The sequence below is a fragment of the Acaricomes phytoseiuli DSM 14247 genome (assembly GCF_000376245.1).
In the GTDB taxonomy this organism is placed as follows: Bacteria; Actinomycetota; Actinomycetes; order Actinomycetales; family Micrococcaceae; genus Renibacterium; species Renibacterium phytoseiuli.
The window spans coordinates 64,220-84,154 of record NZ_AQXM01000053.1; the positions used below are offsets into that span (position 1 = coordinate 64,220).

Annotated in this window: 17 protein-coding genes and 1 pseudogene; 4 read left to right on the plus strand and 14 right to left on the minus strand. The window is 63.5% G+C overall.

What is annotated here, in order from left to right:
- Window positions 1–38: 38 nt before the first annotated feature.
- The 12 genes and pseudogenes from C501_RS0105425 to C501_RS0105495 form a co-directional block, all read right to left on the minus strand.
- Window positions 39–1,910, minus strand: coding sequence for a DEAD/DEAH box helicase (locus tag C501_RS0105425; protein ID WP_018134618.1), 1,872 nt, complete (start codon window positions 1,908–1,910; stop codon window positions 39–41).
- A gap of 271 nt (window positions 1,911–2,181) precedes the next feature.
- A complete protein-coding gene (locus C501_RS0105430; protein WP_018134619.1) occupies window positions 2,182–2,853 on the minus strand; it encodes an MOSC domain-containing protein in 672 nt (223 codons plus the stop codon).
- A gap of 50 nt (window positions 2,854–2,903) precedes the next feature.
- Window positions 2,904–3,587 carry a response regulator gene (locus tag C501_RS0105435; RefSeq protein WP_018134620.1) on the minus strand — a complete coding sequence of 228 codons (684 nt, stop codon included), beginning with the start codon at window positions 3,585–3,587 and terminating at the stop codon, window positions 2,904–2,906.
- On the minus strand, window positions 3,584–6,175 hold the full coding sequence (locus C501_RS0105440; RefSeq protein WP_018134621.1) for a DUF4118 domain-containing protein: 2,592 nt from the start codon (window positions 6,173–6,175) through the stop codon (window positions 3,584–3,586). The genes C501_RS0105435 and C501_RS0105440 overlap by 4 nt, the downstream gene beginning before the upstream one ends.
- 48 nt (window positions 6,176–6,223) lie before the next feature.
- Window positions 6,224–6,820, minus strand: a complete 597-nt coding sequence (gene kdpC, locus C501_RS0105445) for a K(+)-transporting ATPase subunit C (RefSeq protein ID WP_018134622.1) — start codon at window positions 6,818–6,820, stop codon at window positions 6,224–6,226.
- A 46-nt stretch (window positions 6,821–6,866) separates the two neighbouring features.
- Window positions 6,867–9,119, minus strand: a complete 2,253-nt coding sequence (kdpB, locus tag C501_RS0105450; protein ID WP_043568331.1) for a potassium-transporting ATPase subunit KdpB — start codon at window positions 9,117–9,119, stop codon at window positions 6,867–6,869.
- Between the two features lie 62 nt (window positions 9,120–9,181).
- Window positions 9,182–10,822, minus strand: a pseudogene (gene kdpA / locus C501_RS12625) (potassium-transporting ATPase subunit KdpA).
- A gap of 3 nt (window positions 10,823–10,825) precedes the next feature.
- Complete coding sequence (gene kdpF / locus C501_RS13950) at window positions 10,826–10,915, minus strand: K(+)-transporting ATPase subunit F (protein WP_018134626.1); 90 nt, start codon at window positions 10,913–10,915, stop codon at window positions 10,826–10,828.
- A gap of 343 nt (window positions 10,916–11,258) precedes the next feature.
- On the minus strand, window positions 11,259–11,993 hold the full coding sequence (locus C501_RS0105475) for a S1 family peptidase (protein ID WP_018134629.1): 735 nt from the start codon (window positions 11,991–11,993) through the stop codon (window positions 11,259–11,261).
- Window positions 11,994–12,179: 186 nt separating this feature from the next.
- Entirely contained in the window at window positions 12,180–13,337 is a 1,158-nt protein-coding gene (locus C501_RS0105480) for a cystathionine gamma-synthase (RefSeq protein WP_018134630.1), read from the minus strand.
- Between the two features lie 30 nt (window positions 13,338–13,367).
- Window positions 13,368–14,744 (minus strand): cystathionine beta-synthase, encoded by a 1,377-nt coding sequence (locus C501_RS0105485; RefSeq protein WP_018134631.1) that lies wholly within the window; start codon window positions 14,742–14,744, stop codon window positions 13,368–13,370.
- A gap of 246 nt (window positions 14,745–14,990) precedes the next feature.
- Window positions 14,991–15,377 (minus strand): thioredoxin family protein, encoded by a 387-nt coding sequence (locus C501_RS0105495; RefSeq protein WP_018134633.1) that lies wholly within the window; start codon window positions 15,375–15,377, stop codon window positions 14,991–14,993.
- A 156-nt stretch (window positions 15,378–15,533) separates the two neighbouring features.
- Between C501_RS0105495 and C501_RS0105500 the strand changes: the two genes are divergently transcribed.
- From C501_RS0105500 to C501_RS14730, 4 genes are all read left to right on the plus strand, one after another.
- Window positions 15,534–16,235: a TetR/AcrR family transcriptional regulator gene (locus tag C501_RS0105500; RefSeq protein ID WP_018134634.1), complete on the plus strand. Its 702-nt coding sequence runs from the start codon at window positions 15,534–15,536 to the stop codon at window positions 16,233–16,235.
- A gap of 43 nt (window positions 16,236–16,278) precedes the next feature.
- Entirely contained in the window at window positions 16,279–17,037 is a 759-nt protein-coding gene (locus C501_RS0105505; protein ID WP_245532414.1) for an ABC transporter ATP-binding protein, read from the plus strand.
- 30 nt (window positions 17,038–17,067) lie between these two features.
- Window positions 17,068–17,274, plus strand: coding sequence for a hypothetical protein (locus C501_RS14725; protein ID WP_018134636.1), 207 nt, complete (start codon window positions 17,068–17,070; stop codon window positions 17,272–17,274).
- A gap of 341 nt (window positions 17,275–17,615) precedes the next feature.
- On the plus strand, window positions 17,616–18,116 hold the full coding sequence (locus C501_RS14730) for a hypothetical protein (RefSeq protein WP_018134637.1): 501 nt from the start codon (window positions 17,616–17,618) through the stop codon (window positions 18,114–18,116).
- A 19-nt stretch (window positions 18,117–18,135) separates the two neighbouring features.
- Here C501_RS14730 and C501_RS0105520 read toward each other — a convergent pair whose 3' ends face one another.
- Window positions 18,136–19,353: an MFS transporter gene (locus C501_RS0105520; RefSeq protein ID WP_026174648.1), complete on the minus strand. Its 1,218-nt coding sequence runs from the start codon at window positions 19,351–19,353 to the stop codon at window positions 18,136–18,138.
- Between the two features lie 316 nt (window positions 19,354–19,669).
- The coding region (locus C501_RS12635; protein ID WP_018133729.1) for an integrase core domain-containing protein at window positions 19,670–19,935 on the minus strand (266 nt) is incomplete at its 5' end.

The window sequence follows — 19,935 nt, forward strand, 5'->3', positions numbered from 1 at the left end:
CCCCGGCTGGGTCAAAACTCAGCTCCTCTTCGCCTCGCTCAGCGCTTGGTCCGGGGCTTTTTCCGTTCTTTCACAGGGCCTTTTCCGGAAGCTTTGGCTGGAGCTGCTTTAGTGCGCTCCTTGCCCTTATTCTTGCCATAGTCTTTGCCTTGACGGGGGCTGCGGGATTCCCTGGAATAGCCCGTCTCTGCGTCTCGGGCAGCCCGCGGCTTGCGGCCGGTGTCTAGCTCCAGGCGGATCAGCTCCCCGCCGATCCGGGTCTTCGCCAGCGAACGCCACTGAGCAGGGCTCAGTGCCGCCGGAAGCTCGACCAGCGAATGATCGCTGCGGATATCGATACCGCCGATCTCCGATGCCTTGAACCCGCCTTCGTTGGCCAGGGCGCCGATAATGGCCCCAGGCATCACCCGCTGCCTGCGTCCCACCGCGATGCGATACGTAGCGTTCCCCTCGGTCACCGTCCGGCTAGGACCGCGTGACCCTCTGCCATCGCGCTGCCGGTCGCCCTTCTGGAATTCAGGCGTCGCCGCTAGCTCCTCGACCAGCAAGGACTCACCGCCCTGCGCCATGAAGGCCAACGCTGCGGCGATCTCTTCGGGAGTGACCTCGTGCTCCGCCTGGTACGAGGCGACCAACTCACGGAACGTTGCGAGGTCCTGCCCCGCCAGAGTCTCCGTGATCCGTTCGGCGAACTTGCCTAAACGCAGATTGTTCACCGTCTCGGCACTCGGCAGGTGCATCTGCTCTACCGGCTGCCGGGTGGCCTTCTCGATCGCCCGGAGTAAATAGCGCTCCCGCGGAGTCATGAACAGGATCGCCTCACCGGAACGGCCCGCCCTACCGGTACGGCCGATACGGTGCACATAGGATTCCGTGTCGTGCGGGATGTCGTAATTGATCACCAGGCTGATGCGTTCCACATCCAAGCCGCGGGCCGCCACATCAGTAGCCACGAGCAGATCGATCTCGCCGGAGCGCAGCGCTTCGACAGTGCGTTCGCGCTGCTGCTGGGGAATGTCTCCATTGATCGCCGCGGCCCGGTATCCCCGGGATTTAAGCTTGTCGGCGACATCTTCAGTGTCCATCTTGGTGCGCACGAAGACAATAGCGCCATCATAGTCCTCGACTTCGAGGATCCGGGTCATCGCATCTAATTTATGCGACCCCATGACCTGGAGGTAGCGCTGGCGGGTGTTCTCGCCCGTGGTGGTCTTCGCCTTGACGGAGATCTCCACCGGATCATTGAGGTACTGCTGCGCGATCCGGCGGATCTGCCGCGGCATCGTCGCGGAGAACAACGCCACCTGCTTCTCTTCCGGGGTCTGTGCCAGGATCTGCTCGACATCTTCAGCAAAGCCCATACGCAGCATCTCGTCTGCTTCGTCCAGTACCAGGTACTGGAGCCCGGAAAGGTCTAGCGATCCCTTGCTCAGGTGATCGATGATGCGTCCCGGGGTGCCGACGACGACCTGGGCGCCCCGGCGCAATCCGGCGAGCTGCGGACCATAGGCGGAACCGCCGTAAACGGGGAGCACTGTGAAGCCGTCGAGGTACTTCGCGTAGGACGTGAAGGCCTCGGCGACCTGAATCGCCAGCTCTCGAGTGGGCGCCAGGACAAGTACCTGGGTTCCTTTCACCGCGTTGCCGCCTTGCAGATCGGACTGCTCGGCGAGCCGGGAAAGCGCCGGGATGGCGAAAGCCGCGGTCTTGCCGGTGCCGGTCTGCGCCAGGCCGACAACATCCCTGCCGTCGAGGAGCACGGGCAGGGTCTTCTCCTGGATGGGTGAGGGCTTCTCATAGCCCACATCGCTCAACGCGGCCAGCACCCGGCCGTCAAGGGCGAAATCGGTGAATTTGGTTTCTTCGGAGGGCAATGATTCCGAGCTGTGCTCGGCATGGTTCTCGGACACGACGATATTTCCTTCTGTAGGTTAGGAGTGTGCCATCAGCCGTGATGGCGGTACTGGGCCTTCAGGCGATCCCCGCACCACTCGCATCAGAATCCTGCTACTGCAGGTTCGGCGACACACTCCCGCCTCGATCATCGGGCAGGAAGAAGTCCTTGAAAAGAATCAGGAAAAATAGGGGTCCGTCACTACTAGGCTTTAATAGTCTACCGCCTGAACGGGCCAGAGACGACCAAACGCTACCGTGCCCCGTCTCAGGCTCATCTCCTGGGCCTCATCGACTGGCCAGCAGCTGATCCACGCCATGCCGGATATCCGGTGCCAAGGCGAGCTCCGGTTCGGCATCCAGCGCAGACGCCATCTGCGCATCCGCGGCGAGTAACCAGGCAGCCACCGAGACATCGTGCCCGGGCCGGTGGACGATCTCGACCCGGTCACCCGGTTCGATCTGACCGGGCCGCAATACTCGCAAGTAGCATCCGATGCGCCCGGCCCGCAGGAAGCGGCCCACCCATTGCGGTTCGCCGAGCCGGCGCTGGAAGGTCGCGCAGGGCGTGCGCGGCATCGTGACCTCGAGGAGCACTTGTTCCCCAACCTGCCAGCGCTCGCCGATCAGCGCCGCAGAGGCCTCTATGCCAGCGACTCTGAGGTTCTCGCCGAAGAGCCCTGCCGGCACCGGATAACCGAGCTCTGCGGCCCAGAAGTCGGCATCGGACTGGGAATAGGCATAAAGGGCTTTATCGGCACCGCCGTGATTCTTGCGGTCTGCTTGCAGATCAGCGCGCAGCTCCAGGGAGTGCACCGTGACCGGTTCCGCCACCGGGCGCTTGTCGATGGCGGTCACGCCGATACGGCCCTCATCCGGTAGCAGAGCGTGGACACGGCAGATCTGGGTGAGTGTGCCTACTGGAAGCACCTGCGCACGCCCCGATCCCGGATTATTCATGCCCCTAGTCTAAGAGCACGCCTCCGAAGCAGGCCGACCGGGGCCTACGCTCAGGGTTCGAAACGGTACCCCATACCCGGTTCGGTGATCAGATGCCGCGGCCGTGCGGGGTCAGGCTCTAATTTACGCCGCAGCTGTCCGATATAGACCCTCAGATACTGGGCTTCCCTGGCATAAGCCGGGCCCCAGACGTGCAGGAGGAGCTGTTGTTGGGAGATCAGTCGGCCTGGGTTACGGGCCAGCAATTCCAGAAGCGACCACTCCGTCGGCGTCAGTCGTATCGCAACCCCCTCGCGGAGCACCCGGCTAGCCTGCAGATCCACGACGAAGTCGGCGGTCCGCACGGTAGCCGCCTCATCGGTGCTGGGAGCGCTCTCCGCCCGGCGCTGCGCCGCACGCAACCGGGCCAGGAATTCATCCAGGCCGAAAGGCTTGGTGACATAGTCGTCGGCCCCAGCATCGAGAGCCGCCACTTTCTCTTCGGAGGCATGCCTGGCAGAGAGCACGATGATCGGTGCACTGCACCAGCCGCGAAGCCCTGCGAGTACCTGCAAGCCGTCCATATCCGGCAGACCGAGATCGAGTACGACGATATCGGGACGGTGCTCGGCCGCTGCCGCCAGTGCTCCCGCTCCGTCTGCGGCAGCGAATACCGTGTACCCGTGAGCATGCAGATTGATCTGCAAAGCGCGCAAGATCTGCGGCTCATCATCGACCACTAGAACCCTGGTCATGCGCGCCTCCTTTCGCCGGGTGCCGGCTGATCATCCCTCGGTTCCGCATCGGCGCCGGTGCTCAGCGGCAAGCGGATCACCATGGTCAATCCACCCCCCGGTGTCAGCTCCGCGCTCAGCGTACCGCTCATCGACTCGGTGAAGCCCTTGGCCACGGCCAGGCCCAAACCGACCCCGGTACCTGCGGGCACGTCATCCAGCCGCTGGAAAGGCCGGAACATCGACACCACGTCTGCGGGGTCGACGCCTCGACCGTGATCCACGATGCGCAGTTCGCTGACCGGCCGGCCCTCTGCATTCACGCCGGCCAGCGGAACGCCGACCACTACGATCTCAGATTCCCCGGCATATTTCAGGGCATTCTCAACAATATTCGCGATCACCCGCTCCAGCATGCCGGGATCAGCCTCCACCGGCGGCATATTCGGCGGAAGGTCGGCCCGCACCCGGCCCGGGGCCACGGGCACCGCGTGCAGGGCCGCTTCGACGGCATCCAGCCAACGCACCGGCCGCAGAAACGGCTTCGCGCTGTCCGAGGAGATCCGGGACATATCCAGGAGGTTGCCCACCAGTGTATCCAGGCGATCCGCGGAGTCTTCGATAGTCGCGAGCAGCTCTGCCTCCTCTTCCGGGCTGAAGCTCACCTGTTCGTAGCGCAGGCTGCTCACCGAGAGCTTGATCGCCGCGAGGGGAGTGCGCAGATCATGCGATACCGCGCGCAGAATGGCGGTGCGCATCATGTTCCCTTCAGCGAGCCGGACGTTGTCCTGGCGACTGGCATCCAACTGAAGGCTCCGACGCAGCACCATCAGCTGGGCCCCGAAGGCCACGAGGAGCCGCTTCTCCGCGGCATCGAGCATCCTTCCGGTCAAGACCAGCGCGGTCTCCGCATCGATGTATTCGACAGCCTCGGCCTGCTCCGGGTCCGCAGCCACACCCCGGCCCGCGCTGGCTTCTATCCACCAGTTGCGGTAGCCGTTAGTCGCTGAGAATCCGGAGGGCTGATGCTGGATGAGCAGAGCCGCTGAGGTCATCCGGAATGTCTCACGGGTGTGCTCCAGGAAGCTTTCCAACGAATCCTGCCTGGCCACGATGGTCCGGGCGAGATCGCTCAGGATGACGGCTTCGGCCCCGGCACGTGCCGCAGCGACAGAGCGACGCGCAGAAGTGCTGACCACAACAGCCACCACTGCGCTCACCGCCAGGAAGACCACGAGCGCCAGGACTGTCTCGGGGTCAGCGATGTTCAGTGAACCAAGCGGCTCCGAGGAGAAGAAGTTGAGTAGCAGCGAGGACAGCACCGCCGCGAGCAGGGCGGGCCAGAGCCCGCCGAGCAGGGCCACGCCGATGCAGCCAGTCAGTTGCAGCAAGGCGTTCGTCGTGAAGCTCAACTCCGGAAGCACCCAGACGGCGAACGCCTGGATCAGCGGTGGTATCAGCAGCGCCATAACGAAGGCCCAGAGCACTCGGCTGCGCCGCAGGGCCTCGGTGCGCCGGAATCGTACACCCCGGTTCCCCAGCGGATGCGGCACCATATGCACATCCAGATCACCCGCGGAGCGGACCACTTTACTGCCCACTCCGACACCACGGAGCAGCCGGCTCAGCGGCCTTCTCCGGCTAGTTCCGACGACCAACTGCGTCGCGTTGACGCCGCGCGCGAAGTCCAGCAAAGCCAGAGCCGGGTCCTCACCGGTCACACTGTGATAGCTGCCGCCGAGGTCTTTGAGCAGCTGGCGCTGCTTCTCCAGTGCTCGGGGCGATTCACCCCGCAAGCCGTCTACCGCCCGGACATGAACACCCAGCAGCTCTCCGCCGGAGACCCTGCTGAGGATGCGAGCAGCACGCCGGATCAGCACCTCACCCTCCGGGCCGCCGGTCAGGCCGATGACAATACGCTCCCCGGTGGGCCAGCTCTGCTCGATGCCGTGATGGCTGCGATAGGCAGTCAGACCGTCTTCGACCTGATCCGCGAGCCAGAGCAGCGCCAGTTCCCGCAGCGCGGAGAGATTCCCGGAGCGGAAGTAGTTCGCCAGCGCCGCGTCGACTTTCTCCGGAGCATAGACCTGCCCCGCGCTGAGGCGCTGCCGGAGCAGTTCCGGCGAGATGTCGATGAGCTCGATCTGCCCGGCCCGGCGCACCACATCATCCGGCACGGTTTCGGTCTGTGTCGTGGAAGTGATCTGACTGACCGCATCGCCTAAAGAGGCGAGATGCTGGATATTGAGCGTGGAGATGACGTCGATGCCCGCGTCGAGCAGAGCCTCGATATCCTGCCAGCGCTTGCGCCCGGAGCCTCCGGCAACGGTATGGGCGTATTCATCGACGAGCGCGATATCCGGTTCGAGCGCGAGCACCGCGTCCAGGTCCATCTCCTCGAAGACAGCCCCACGGTAGGAGATCCGTGCGGGCGGCACGAGGAGAAGTCCTTCGAGCAGAGCCGCGGTGTCTTTCCGGCCGTGATCGAGCACCACCCCGGCGACGACCTTCGCCCCGGCGGCCTGCTTCTGATGGGCTTCTTCGAGCATCGCATAGGTCTTGCCCACTCCGGGTGCGGAGCCCAGCAGTATCCGCAAGGTGCCTCTCATCCTCCTATTCTCACCTCATCGCCGGAGCGCGCACCAGGGCCGTCCCGCTCAGTCCCCAACCGGGTCGAGGCCGGCTAAGGCAAGGTTCAGCCGGGTGACGTTCACGGCGGGCTGCCCCAGCAACGACTCCCACGGCGAGGTGGTGCGCTGGGCCACCAATTCGCTCAGCCAAGCTTCGGAGATCCCCGTGTTCCTGGCCACCCGGGGAATCTGCAACTGCGCATAGGCCGGGGAGATCTGCGGATCCAGGCCGGAGCCGCTCATGGTCACGGCGCTCACCGGGACATCTTCAGGCCGAACCCCTTCGATTCCGGCGACCTGATCTCGAGCCGCTGCGATCCTGGCCAGCAGCTGGGGATCATTCGGGCCGAGGTTGCTGGCTCCGGAGGCCGAAGGATCCCCGTCGACGGCCGAGGGTCGGGGCAGGAACCAGTTCTGTGGATTCTGCTGCGGCGACTGGGCGATGAGCGCGCTGGCGGCGGGCTTGCCATCGATGTCGATGAGGCTTCCGGCAGCCTGGTCAGGGAAGGTGATCCGCCCGAGCGCCCAAATGCCCAGCGGGTAAACAACCCCCAGCAGGAGCGTGGCTATGAGCAATAATCGCACGGCCGTGCTGACCTGCCGCAGATAACCAGTCAGTGCCATCAGGATCTCCTTCGTGAAATTTCTTGAATCATCAGCCCGGTGCCGGTCATGACAGACCGGGCAGGAGCGAGATCCCGAGGTCGATGAGCTTGATGCCCGCAAAAGGTGCGATCAAGCCACCGAGGCCGTAAACCAGCAGGTTCCGGGAAAGCGCCTGAGCGGCCGAAACCGGCCGGTAGCGAACGCCCCGTAACGCGAGGGGGACCAAGCAGACGATGACGAGCGCATTGAAGATCACCGCGGAGGCAATGGCTGAATCCGATGAGCTCAGGCCCATGATGTTGAGGATGCCGAGTCCCGGGAAGACTGCGGTGAACAGCGCCGGGACGATCGCGAAATACTTGGCGATGTCATTGGCCACCGAAAAAGTCGTCAGCGAACCCCTGGTGATGAGCAGCTGCTTGCCGATGCCCACGATGTCGATGAGCTTGGTCGGATCCGAATCCAGATCGACCATATTCGCGGCCTCCTTGGCCGCTGGCGTTCCGGAGTTCATCGCCACGCCGACATCGGCTGCGGCCAGGGCGGGGGCATCATTCGTGCCATCGCCGGTCATCGCCACCAGATGACCTTCGGCCTGCTCGCGCTTGATCACCGCCAGCTTATCCTCCGGAGTGGCTTCCGCCACGAAGTCATCGACCCCTGCCAGATCCGCGATGGCCGCCGCAGTGATCCGGTTGTCCCCCGTGATCATGATGCTGCGGATCCCCATCTGGCGGAGTTGCTGGAAGCGCTCACGCATGCCCGGTTTGACGACATCGGCGAGCTCGATGGCGCCTAGCAACCGACCGTTCTCCGCGACGAGCAGAGGGGTTCCGCCCGATTCGGCGACCCTGCGCACTTCCTGATCCATCGCCTCGCGGGGAGCCTCCTGCTCGTCCGTGCCAGTGCACTCGGCGTACTCGAGGACCGCCGCGGCGGCGCCTTTGCGGATCTCCCGGAGCCCTGAACCGCTTCCGGGCAGTGCCCCTGCTGATGCTTTCAGCGCGGTCACGTCCAGGCCGGACATCCGGGTTCTGGCGCTGAATTCGACGGCTTCGATCTTCAGTTCACCTGATCTGGACCTGGCTTCGAGCAGCTCGAGGCTCGGGGTTCGCTCCGCGAGCGCAGCGGGGTCCAGCAATTCGGCGAGTCGAGTGTCGGCGAGTTCCACCACGGAGCGGCCCTCGGGAGTTTCATCGGCCAGTGAAGACAGCCGCGCGGCGGAGATGAAATCTACTTCGCTCACCCCCGGAACCGGAAGGAAGCCGACTGCCCGGCGATTGCCGAAGGTGATCGTTCCGGTTTTATCCAGCAGCAAAGTATCCACATCCCCCGCGGTCTCCACTGCGCGGCCGGAGGTCGCCAGGACATTCCGCTGCACCAGGCGATCCATACCCGCGATCCCGATCGCCGGGACGAGCGCCCCGATAGTGGTCGGGATGAGGCAGACCAGAAGTGCCACCAGGACTATCGGGGAGGGCAGCGCCCCGGCGAAGGCCGCCATCGGCGCCAGCGCCATCACGACCACGAGGAAGACGATGGTGAGTGAGACCAGAAGGATATTGAGCGCGATCTCGTTAGGCGTCTTCTGCCGGTCGGCGCCTTCGACGAGCTTGATCATCCGGTCGATGAAGGTCTTCCCCGGGGCCGCGGTGATCCGTATCAGGATCTGATCCGAGAGCACCCGCGTGCCACCCGTAACCGAGCTGCGGTCCCCGCCAGACTCTCTGATCACGGGGGCGGATTCGCCGGTGATCGTCGATTCGTCGACGCTGGCCAGCCCGCTGAGGATCTCTCCGTCTGAGGGGATCACCTCACCGGCGGAGCAGAGCACGAGGTCTCCGACCGCCAGTTCGGTGGCGGCGACCTCGGTGAGCGCACCGTCCTCGATAGCTGCCAGAGTGGGAGCTGCACCTGCGGGCAGGGTGACTTTCCGAGCGGAGACGGACTGCCGCCCAGACCGCAGACTCGCTGCCTGCGCTTTGCCGCGGCCCTCAGCGATGGCTTCGGAGAGCGTACCGAAAAGCACGGTGAGCCAGAGCCACACGGTGACGAGCAGACTGAAGACGCTCGGCTGCAGCACCGCGACCAGGGTGCAGACGACAGCTCCCACGAGCACCGTGAACATCATCGGTGAGCGGAGCATGCGCCGGGGTGAAAGCTTGACGAAGGCCAGCGGAAGCGCCGCGGCAAGGGTCCGGGTGGAGAAGCCGGACGCTCGGGGCGGTGCCGCGTGCTCGACCTCAGCAGCTGTGCGCTGCCGGAGATCATCATCGGATGCGCCTGAGGATCTCTGCGGTGCAGGAGCGGGCGTCATCACGACGTCTCCTTCCGTCTGGTGTTTCATATCGCGTGTCGTATCGTGAGCCGGCATGCAGATCAACTCAATCCTTCAGCGAGCGGGCCCAGTGCGAGGGCGGGAAAGTAGGTCAGCGCGGTCAGTGCTACCGCGACCACGGTCAGCAAGGAGGCGAATAAGCCGCCGTAGGTGGGTACGGTGCCGACCGATTCTGGAATCGGACGCTGCTGCGCCAGGGATCCGGCTAAGGCCAGGACCAGGATGATCGGCAGGAACCGGCCCAGGAACATGGCGATTCCCAGTACCGTGGCCAGATACGGCTCGGAACTGGTAATCGAGCCGAAGGCGGAGCCGTTGTTATTGGCCGCAGAGGTGAACGCGTAGAGCAGCTGTGAGAACTGATGCGGCCCCTGGCCCGGGGCTTGAGCCGCCTGTTCCGGAATCAGCATGGTCACTGCGGTACCGGTGAGCACGAGAACCGGAGTGACCAGGATGTACAGGGCCGCGAGCTTCATCTGCCGGGCACCGATCTTCTTCCCCAGGAACTCCGGCGTGCGCCCCACCATGAGCCCCGCGATGAACACCGCGATGATCGCCAGCACCAGCATGCCGTAGAGCCCCGACCCCACTCCACCGGGGGCGATCTCGCCGAGCATCATATTCAGTAGAGCCATCCCTCCGGAGAGCGCGGGGAGGGAGTCGTGCGCGGTAATGAACGCGCCCGTGGACGTCAGTGTGGTCGCGGAAGCGAAGAGCGAACTCGCCGCGGGGCCGAAGCGCTGCTCCATACCCTCTCCGCTGCTACCGGCGGAGGCTGTCGCCCAGGCCATGAGCCTGGTACTGACCAGCCACAACGAGGCCATCACCGTCAATACGGTGTATCCCTGACGCTGGGAACCGACCATGCGGCCGTAAGCGTACGGCAGAGCGGAGGGGATGAGCAGCAGTAAGAAGACGGAGAACAGGCTGGAGGCCGCCGTCGGGTTCTCGAAGGGGTGCGCCGAGTTGGCGTTGAAATAACCGCCGCCGTTGGTGCCCAGAAGTTTGATCACTTCCTGCGAGGCGACGGGGCCGCCCGGGATCTGCTGCTGCACACCGAGCACCGGGTTATCCACCTCGGTTCCGGTGAAGTTCTGCACGACGCCGAACGCCAGGAACACCAGCGCCGCGAGCGCGGCCAGCGGCAGGAGCACTCGGAACGTGCCCCGGCACAGATCGACCCAGAAGTTCCCCAACTGGCTGGCGCCTTGACGGCTGATGCCGCGGATCAGGGCGATGGCCACGGCGAGGCCGACGCCGGCGGAGAGGAAGTTCTGCACCGCCAGCAGCAGCATCTACGTGCCCAGCCCGAGGGTGCTTTCCGGAGCGTAGCTCTGCCAGTTGGTGTTGGTCACGAAGGAGATCGCGGTGTTCATGGCGATCCACGGGTCCACGGCAGCTCCCTGGCCGGGAATCAAGCCCTGGAGGCGCTGCATCAGGAAGAGCAGCAGCACGCCGATGATGGAGAAGACCAGGACGCTGCGCAGATACATCGACCAGCGCTGCTCCGACGCCGCGTCGATACCGGCTAAGCGGTAGATCATCCGTTCCGGAAGGTAGTGCTTCGTCTGCGCGGTGTCGGAGAAGGTCCGCGCAAGATAGCTTCCCAACGGCTTATGGGCAGCGAGCGCCAGCACCAGGATCCCGAGCTGGGTCGCAAAAGACAGAACCGAGAAAGGCATGCGTCACCACTTCTCGGGGCGGATGAGGGCAACGACCAGATAGCCGCAGAGGGCGACGGCGATCACGGCAAGAACCGCCCAGAGCGGGCTCATAGCTTTGCCACTTCTTGAGCCGCCCACATGACCGCGGTGGACATCATCAGGAATATCAGGACGATCACCACATCAACCGCGTCCGACATGCCGCAGACCTTTCCGTTCGAGGATTCGGATCCGAATGGATCCGATGCCGTCCGTGGACAGCAGTTCCATCGAACTGCACGCAGCCTGCCGGGAAGAGGTTTTTTATGGAATCCTTATGGGCTCGGAGGGCATCCTTATGATTTCCTTATCCTCGCGCGGCACCGAGCCAGCACATGACGATGCCCTGGCTCCGGCATAACCGGGAGCCAGGGCATCGTGGCAACTCAGACAAGCAGAGAAACCCTGGTGCAGATCAGACTCCACTGACGCTGCGGATCCAGCTCCGCGAGGCGGTGAGGTTCGCGTAATTGCTCGTGGCCTGCGGGTTCGCTCCGGGATCGACTTCGTCACCGGTGGAGCAGACGCCCACGATGCGGCCGTTCACGAACAGCGGGCCGCCGGAGTCGCCGTGGTTGGAGGCACCGGAATCCCCTTGGATATGAACCGCGCTGCCACCGTAGGCATCGGTGCTGCGTCCGAGGACGTCGACATCAGCCTTGTAGAGGTGATCCGCCTGCTGCCGGTTAGCCCGGAGGCCGTATCCGTAGATGGTCCCGGTATCGCCGGCCCGAGCGGTATAGCTGTCCGCGAGCTGGGGGTAAGAGGAGAGCCGCTTGGGCTGGGAGAGATGGACGAGGGCGACATCGCCGTTGCTGGAGGACTTGAACTGGTCCACGCGGATCGCCGGGCCTCGGTTTCTGGTGTCATTGCTGTAGTAGACGTTCATCGAGGTTGTTTCGTCCACGCAGTGCTGAGCCGTTAGCACCCAGCTATCCGAGATCGCTTCCCCGGTGCGGCCGTAGGTGCCGCCGTTCTGGTTGAAGACCAGCTGAACCGCCCAATCCGCATTGGCATAAGAGCCGCCGATGATCTCGGGGGAAGGGGTGTCGCTGCTCGTCATGGTCGCAGCGCCGGCAGTCGCAGCGCCGGTGCAGGCCACAGTGGCGACGGCCGCTCCCGCGAGTATCGAGGTCAGAAGCTTTTTCATGAGTATCCTTCGCATCATCTCGTAGCTGTTTCATCTGCCGGCTGCTTTGCCTGGCAGAAGGTGTAGATGCGGATGCCGGACGATCACTGCCGGACGATCCGCGATGAACGCTACTCCGAGTTAGTTGCCTAAGGACACTTTTTCAGGGAACTCCTAGCCAAATACCGATCAATTTGCAGACGCCGCCTAGCCGATCGCGCGGTCCAGATCCTCGATGAGATCGGCGACGTCCTCGATCCCCACAGAGAGCCGGAGCAGGTTATCCGGAACCTCCAGCTCCGTGCCTTTCACCGAGGCATGGGTCATCTCGGCCGGATAGTTCATCAGGGATTCGATGCCGCCCAGAGACTCGGCCAGGGTGAAGACGGAAGTACCCTCCGCCACCCGGCGCGCCGCTTGCGCACCACCGGAGAGCTGAATGGAGACCATGCCCCCGAACGACCGCATTTGACGCGCCGCCAACTCATGGCCCGGATGGCTCGGCAGGCCGGGGTAGAGCACCCGCTCCACCCCCTTGCGGCCATCGAGCCACTGGGCGATCTCCGCGGCATTGCTCGAGTGCCGATCCATGCGCACGCCCAGCGTCTTGAGCCCGCGAGTCGTCAGGAAGGCGTCCATCGGCGCGGAGACCGCCCCGACCGCGAACTGCACGAACTTAATCTTCTCGGCGAGCTCAGCGTCGCGGAGCACCACGGCCCCGCCGGTCACGTCGGAGTGCCCGCCGATGTACTTAGTCGTCGAATGGATGATGAGGTCCGCGCCCAACAGCAGAGGATTCTGCAGATACGGTGAGGCGAAAGTATTGTCCACGAGCAAGAGCGCTCCGTGATCATGGGCCAGCTTCGCCATCGCCGTGATATCGGTAATCTTCATCATCGGATTCGAGGGGTTTTCCGCCCAGAGCAGCTTGGTCGACGGGCGCAGCTTCTGCCGCACGGCTTCCGGGCCCGCCATATCGACGGTACTGTGCTCGATGCCCCAGGAACCGAGCACCCGGTCGATCAGCCGATAGCTGCCGCCGTAGACATCATCGCCCATCAAAATATGGTCGCCAGGGCGCAGCAGAGCACGGATCACAGCATCCTCGGCCGCCAAACCGGAGGCGAAGGAGAACGCGAAATCGCCCTGCTCGACGGCGGCCAGCTGAGCCTGGAGCGAATCCCGGGTGGGATTGCCCGCCCGGCCATACTCATAGCCGCTGCGCAACTGGCCGATGCCGTCCTGGGCGAAAGTCGAGGCCTGGACGATGCTGCCGATCACCGCCCCGGTGACCGGGTCCGGAGCCTGGCCGGCATGGATCGCCCGGGTATTGAAACCAGCATTCTGGTCCTGCGAAGCATTCATCGGTGGTCCTTAGGTTACTCAGTCGATTACTCAGTGCTGAAGCTGGAAAAGAAGATCGTGTCGGGTGAGGATCCCCACCGGCGCGCCCACGAAGGTCACCAGCAGAGCATCCGCACCCTGCAGCTTGCCTCGTGCGGCGGAAACCGGCTCCGAAGAGCCGATCAACGGCAGCACGGGCTCCATATGCTCGGTGATCTTATCGGTCATCGTCGCCTCGCCGCGGAAGAGTCGTTCTGCCAGTAAGCGCTCGTCCACGGTGCCGAGCACCTCGCCCATCACCACGGGGGGCTCCGCAGAGAGCACCGGAATCTGGGAGACACCGTATTCATCGAGCAGGCGGATAGCGTCACGAACCGTCTCATTCGGGTGAATATGCACCAGGTCCGGGAGCTGCCCGGATTTGTCCTTGAGCGCCTGCTCCACCGTCGGCTCGGCACCGGCCTCCAGGAATCCGTAGGATCGCATCCAGCGATCATCGAAGATCTTGCCCAGGTAACCGCGACCGGAATCCGGTAGCAGCACCACCACGACATCATCGGGGCCCAGTTCCCGGGCGGCCCGAAGCGCCGCGACCACCGCCATACCGGAGGAGCCACCGACGAGCAGGCCTTCCTCACGGGCCAGCCGCCGAGTCATCGCGAAACTCTCCGCATCGGAGACTGCGAGCACTTCATGCGGAACCTCGGGGTCGTAAGAAACCGGCCAGATATCCTCGCCGACGCCTTCGACCAGATAAGGCCGCCCCTGGCCGCCGGAGTACACCGAGCCTTCCGGATCGGCGCCGATGATCCGCACTTCACCACCTGCGCGATCCGCGGAGACCTCCCGCAAATAACGTCCGGTTCCGGTGATCGTGCCGCCCGTGCCGATACCGGCGACGAAGTGAGTGACCTTGCCCTCGGTATCCTGCCAGATCTCCGGCCCGGTGCTCTCGTAGTGGCTCTGCGGCCCATGAAGATTGGAAAACTGGTCCGGCTTATAAGCACCCGGGGTCTCGGCCACGATCCGATCCGATACCCCGTAATAGGACTGCGGGGAGTCAGCGGCGACAGCAGTGGGCGTCACCACCACCTCGGCGCCATAGGCTCGTAGCGCCGCCATCTTGTCCTCGGCGACCTTGTCCGGAACCACGAAGACGCAGTGGTATCCGCGCTGCTGGGCGACCATCGCCATCGCCACACCGGTATTGCCTGAGGTGGGTTCGACGATGGTTCCACCGGGGGCGATCTTCCCGGCCCGAGCGGCTTCATCGAGCATTTTGACCGCGATGCGGTCCTTGGCCGAGCCGCCGGGATTCATGTACTCCAGCTTCGCCAAAACGGTAGCGGTTATTCCTTCGGTGACCCGGTTCAGCTTCACCAACGGGGTGTTCCCGATCAGATCCAGCACCGATTCGGCATATTTCATACGATCAACGCTAACGGCCCACATCTACGGGGGCAAAGAGGCCGTCATATAGTTATATAACCGGCAGACACCGGAACAGTTCAGAAAGGTGCCGGTGCTGCGCACCATCGCCGTGGGCGAAACCGTCTATCCCGCAGACCTTCATCTGGATGCGGCTCCGTTGAGAAGCACCGGGAACCCCGTGACATAAAGCGAGTGTTCAGCACATTGCTGTGCTGAACACTCACCGATGGAAAACAGAAACAATCAGGCTTCGGGCTTATCCTGATCACCCTGAGCCTGCGCCACGACCGCCGCATGGACTTCTTCCATGTTTAGGCCCTTGACCGCGGTGATGACTTCTTCCAACTGCTGTGGGTTGAGCGCACCCGGCTGGGCGAAGACCAGAACCTTCTCTCGGAAGGCCATCAGAGTGGGAATCGAGGTGATATTGGCCTCAACCGCCAAACCCTGCTGCGCTTCGGTATCAACTTTGCCGAAAACAATATCAGCGTGCTGATCAGAGGCAGCTTCATACGTCGGGGCGAAGCGCTTGCAGGGCTGGCACCAGTCAGCCCAGAAATCTACGAGAACGATGTCGTTGGTCTCGATCGTCGAAGCAAAAGTCTCATCAGTGATGTCGATAGTGGCCATATTGAGCGCAACACCTCCGTGGCAGTTCCTATTCCTGCATTATGGTCCCCTTAACCAGACCGCGTTTTCTGCTGATCCAGCAAGTTCTGGATGAAACCAGAAGAGGAATCGCTTCACCCATTGCCTTGAGCTGAACAGATGTTTAGCATACTGAACATGCGTACAGTATCGACGGACTCTGATCTCAATACTCGCGCCAGGATCAGGGATGCGGCTATCCGCAGTTTCGCGGAGCACGGCTTCAACAAGAGCAGCATCCGCAGCATCGCGGCCACGGCCGGGGTCAGCCCGGCACTGATCATCCATCACTTCACGAACAAGAACCAGTTGCGCGAAGCCTGCGATGATGCCGTCCTCGAGGCTTTGATGCGCCGAGCAGATTCCAAAACCGACCCCATCGGGCTGCAGCAGTTGATCCGCGAACAGCTGGCGGATCCGGGCAAGGACAAGGTGATCCTGGATTATCTCGCCAAGGCACTGGCCGAAAATTCCCGAGCGGGCCATCGCTTCGCGGAGATCCTCACCGCGGAGACCGAGAGCATTCTGCGAACTGAAGTGGCGGCGGGCAGCATGCGCCCGCTCTCAGACACCCGGGCCACTGCCGCACTGCTGGTTCTGAACAGTCTGGCGATGCTCGCCATGCCCGGCTATCTGGCCACAGCCTTGGGGCGCGACTCGGGCGCTTCACCGTTGGACCCCGCAGCGCTCGGAAGCGAAGTCCTGCAGCGCCTGGCCCTGCCCGCGCTTGAGCTCTATACCCACGGCTTGTACACCGATGACACCATGCTCCGGGCCGCCCGGGAAGCACTGGGAGACGGGGCACGAGCAACGCCCGACGAACAGACTTCAGACAGCTAGTCACACATCACTCGGAATCGCTTTCAGAAAGCAGGAGCTCATGATGTCAGGCTCTTCAGTTTCTTCTTCGGCAGCCCCTCGCCCCGGCTCGGAAAACGTCATAGAGATCCGCGATCTCACGAAACGTTTCGGTCATGATGCCGCCCTGCGCAACATCACTTTCAACGTCCCCCGAGGCCAGGTTCTCGGGGCTATCGGCCCTAATGGCGCAGGGAAGACGACCACCATGCGCATCCTGCTGGATATCGTGCGGCCGAGTTCCGGGCAACTCCGAGTGCTCGGCGAAGAACCTCATGGTGCGGGCCCTGAAGTGCGCCGACGCATCGGATACCTCCCCGGGGAACTGATACTCGACGGCCGCAGCACCGGCCAGGCGTTGCTGCATCACTACGCGGAGATCTCCGGGCCGGTGCGTCCCGGCCGGATTCGGCAGCTCGCGGACCGTTTCGATGTCGATCTGAGCCGGCAGGTGCGCAAACTCTCCAAGGGCAATAAGCAGAAGCTCGGGATCATCCAGGCTTTTATGCATGACCCCGAGCTTCTGGTGCTCGATGAACCGACCAGCGGACTGGACCCGCTGATGCAGCAGGAGTTCCTGCGCCTGGTCCGCGAGGCGCAGAACGCAGGGCAGAGCGTGCTTCTTTCGAGTCACGTGATCAGCGAGATTCAGCAAGCCTCCGATTCAGTGGTCATTCTGCGCAAAGGCGAAGTCGTCAGCAGGGCATCGGTCACAGAGTTGCGGGATACCGCGATGCGGCGCTTACGGCTCAGGACCACGGCTTCAACCGAGGAGATCCAATAGCAGCTGAGCCCGGTCCCGGGCCTGAGCGATATGCGCATCGCCGCCGATGAAGCCGGCGCAGGCAGTGCCGGACTAGCCGTATCGGCTTCCTTCAAGGGATCCGTGCCGCCCCTTCTGGAAGCGCTGCACCGGCTTCCGCTGAGCGATCTGGTGCTCGAAGAACCTGATCTCGAAGAAGCAGCGCTGTCTCTCTACGGCGAGGAAGACAATTCAGCCACCGGAACGGAAGGACGCTGAGATGGGTACCGAACAGCAGAGGCACGCCCTGACCACTCGGCACGGAGCGCCCGCACCGTTATTCCGCAAAGCCCTCGGCGATTCCTGGCGATCTTTGCTGGGCTGGATGCTCGGGCTTGCCGCAGCGATACTCCTCTACCTGCCGCTCTACCCATCGCTAGGCGGCAGCACGCAGATGCAGGATCTGCTCAGCTCGCTCCCGTCCACCCTGACCGAGACCCTCGGCTACACTGATCTCAGCAGCGGTCCGGGCTATGTGCAAGCCACGGTCTTCGGGCTGATCGGCTTCCTGCTCAGCACCCTGGCAGCGGTCAGCTGGGGTGCATCCGCCCTGGGCGGCGATGAGGAAGCCCGGTCAGCTGGAGCTCACCTTGGCGCACGGGGTCACCCGGGCCCAAGTGGTTGTAGCACGCTATCTGGCGCTAGTGTTAAGAGTGCTGGTTCTAGGGCTCTGGGTTCTCTTACTGGTTGCGCTCCTCAATGGGCCCGCGCAGCTCCAGCTCGATTTCGGCCGGCTCGCCCTGACCTGCTTGCTCTTCACGGGCCTGGCACTGCTGAGCGGCTCGGCGGCGTTCTTTGGCGGCGCTGCGAGCGGCCGCAAGGTCATCGGGCTCAGCGCCGGCGCCCTGGTGGCGGTCCTCGGTTACATCGGCAATGCCCTAGGTAATCAATCAGCAGATCTGGAATGGCTGCACGCGATCTCACCGTACAGCTGGGCTTATGCCGATAATCCGCTGCGGAACGAGGTGGACGCATGGCCTTACCTCGGGCTTTTCGGGCTTTCGCTAATTCTCTGGCTGGGTTCAGTGCTGGCCCTGCGGAAGCGGGATATCGGCACCTGAACCCAGCCCTACTCGGAATTCAACGGATCTCGGCCTCATGGGCGGTCAGGAATCCCCGGCCGGTGAACACGACCACGATGCCGAGCAGCACGACTCCGGCCGCGGCTAGGAAGGGCACCATGGGCCCGAAGTGCTCACCCAGCTGCGCGGCCAGGAAAGGAGCCAGTGCCGCACCCATCCAGCGCACGAAGTTGTATCCGGCGCTGGCTACGGCACGCGGAGCATCCGAGACTTCCATGGCCAGCTCGGTGTAGAGCGTATTGTTCACGCCCAGCAGCACACCGGCGAAAATCACGAGGGCGACTACCGCGGGCACGGAGCGGCCCGCTGCGAGCGCAATGCCCACCAGCACCGCGATCAGGGCGAACAGGGTGATCGTCAGCACGCGGATCGCGCCGAAGTGGCGTTGCAGGATCGGCGCCAGGAAGACCGAGGCGAGAGCCAGGCAGACGCCCCAGCCGAAGAAGACGGCACCGATTCCGTAAGCATCCATGCCGAGGATGAACGGGGTGAACGCGAGGATGGTGAAGAAGCCGAAGTTGTAGCACAGTGCGCTCAGCGCGGTGTACCTGAGCCCCTTATGCGACAAGGCCACGAGTGGGTCCCGCAGTCGGATTTTATTGGCCGGCCGGGGCAGCGCGGGCAGGAGGGCAAGGCAGGCGATGAAGGCGATGGCCATCGCGGTAGCGGTGCCGAAGAAGGGAGCGCGCCATTGCCAGCCGCCGAGCACGGCCCCGAGTAGCGGGCCCAGGGAGATCCCCAGCCCGAGTGCTGCCTCGTAGAGGATGATCGCGGTGGCGGCTCCCCCACTAGCAGCACCTACGATCACCGCGAGCGCGGTGGCGACAAAAAGCGCGTTGCCCAGCCCCCAGCCGGCTCGGAAGCCTACTAATTCCGCGACGCTGCCGGAGGTGCCGGAGAGCGTGGCGAAGACCACGATCAGTCCGAGGCCGATGAGCAGGGTTCGCTTGGCACCGATACGGGAGGAAACCCAACCGGTGGCGAGCATGGCCACCGCGGTGACCAGGAAGTAGCTCGTGAAGAGCAGGGACACCTCGGCGGCACTGGCTTGGAGATTAGTGGCGATGGCCGGCAGGATCGGATCGACCAAGCCGATGCCCATAAACGCCAGAACCGCGGCTGCCGCAGTGGCCCAGACCGCTTTGGACTGCTTGAGTAGTGAGGCTTTTCCCTGAGCGATGTCTTCGCCCAAGGTCGTGCCGTCGCCCTGCACTATGGATTGCGAGGACTGCACTAGGTGATCGGGTGAAGTGTCAGATGAAAGGGACACTTAAGAGCCTTCTCTCGTGAGTGTGTGAGATTTTTATGCGCTCCCCCGGATGATCCGCTCAGGCGGTGTCTGCTTCCCGTGATACTCCGGCTTCTACGGCTTGATGCTGCAAGGAATTGATTCTGGCGAGAATCGGAAAGGACAGACGAAGGGGTCTGCCCCGGGTTTGGTTGACATCTGATCTGTGAGGATTCGTCCTCGCTGGAAGGATGTATCTCATGCCCAAGCCCTATCCGAAAGTGAATTGTCCTGGGTTTGGTTCCTAGGTTTTTGCGAGGGCGCCGGTTGGCGTTCGCGTGGGTTCGAGGCCGGCGTAGTGGGCGGTCTCGAATTCTTGGGGTGATTGGTAGCCCAGGGCGGAGTGGAGGCGTTGATTGTTGTACCACCACACCCATTCCAGTGTGGCGAGCTCTACTTCTTCCACGGTGCGCCAGGGTTTGCGTGCTTTGATCAGTTCGGTCTTATAGACGGCGTTGACGGCTTCAGCCAGAGCGTTGTCGTAGCTATCGCCACGGGAACCAACTGAAG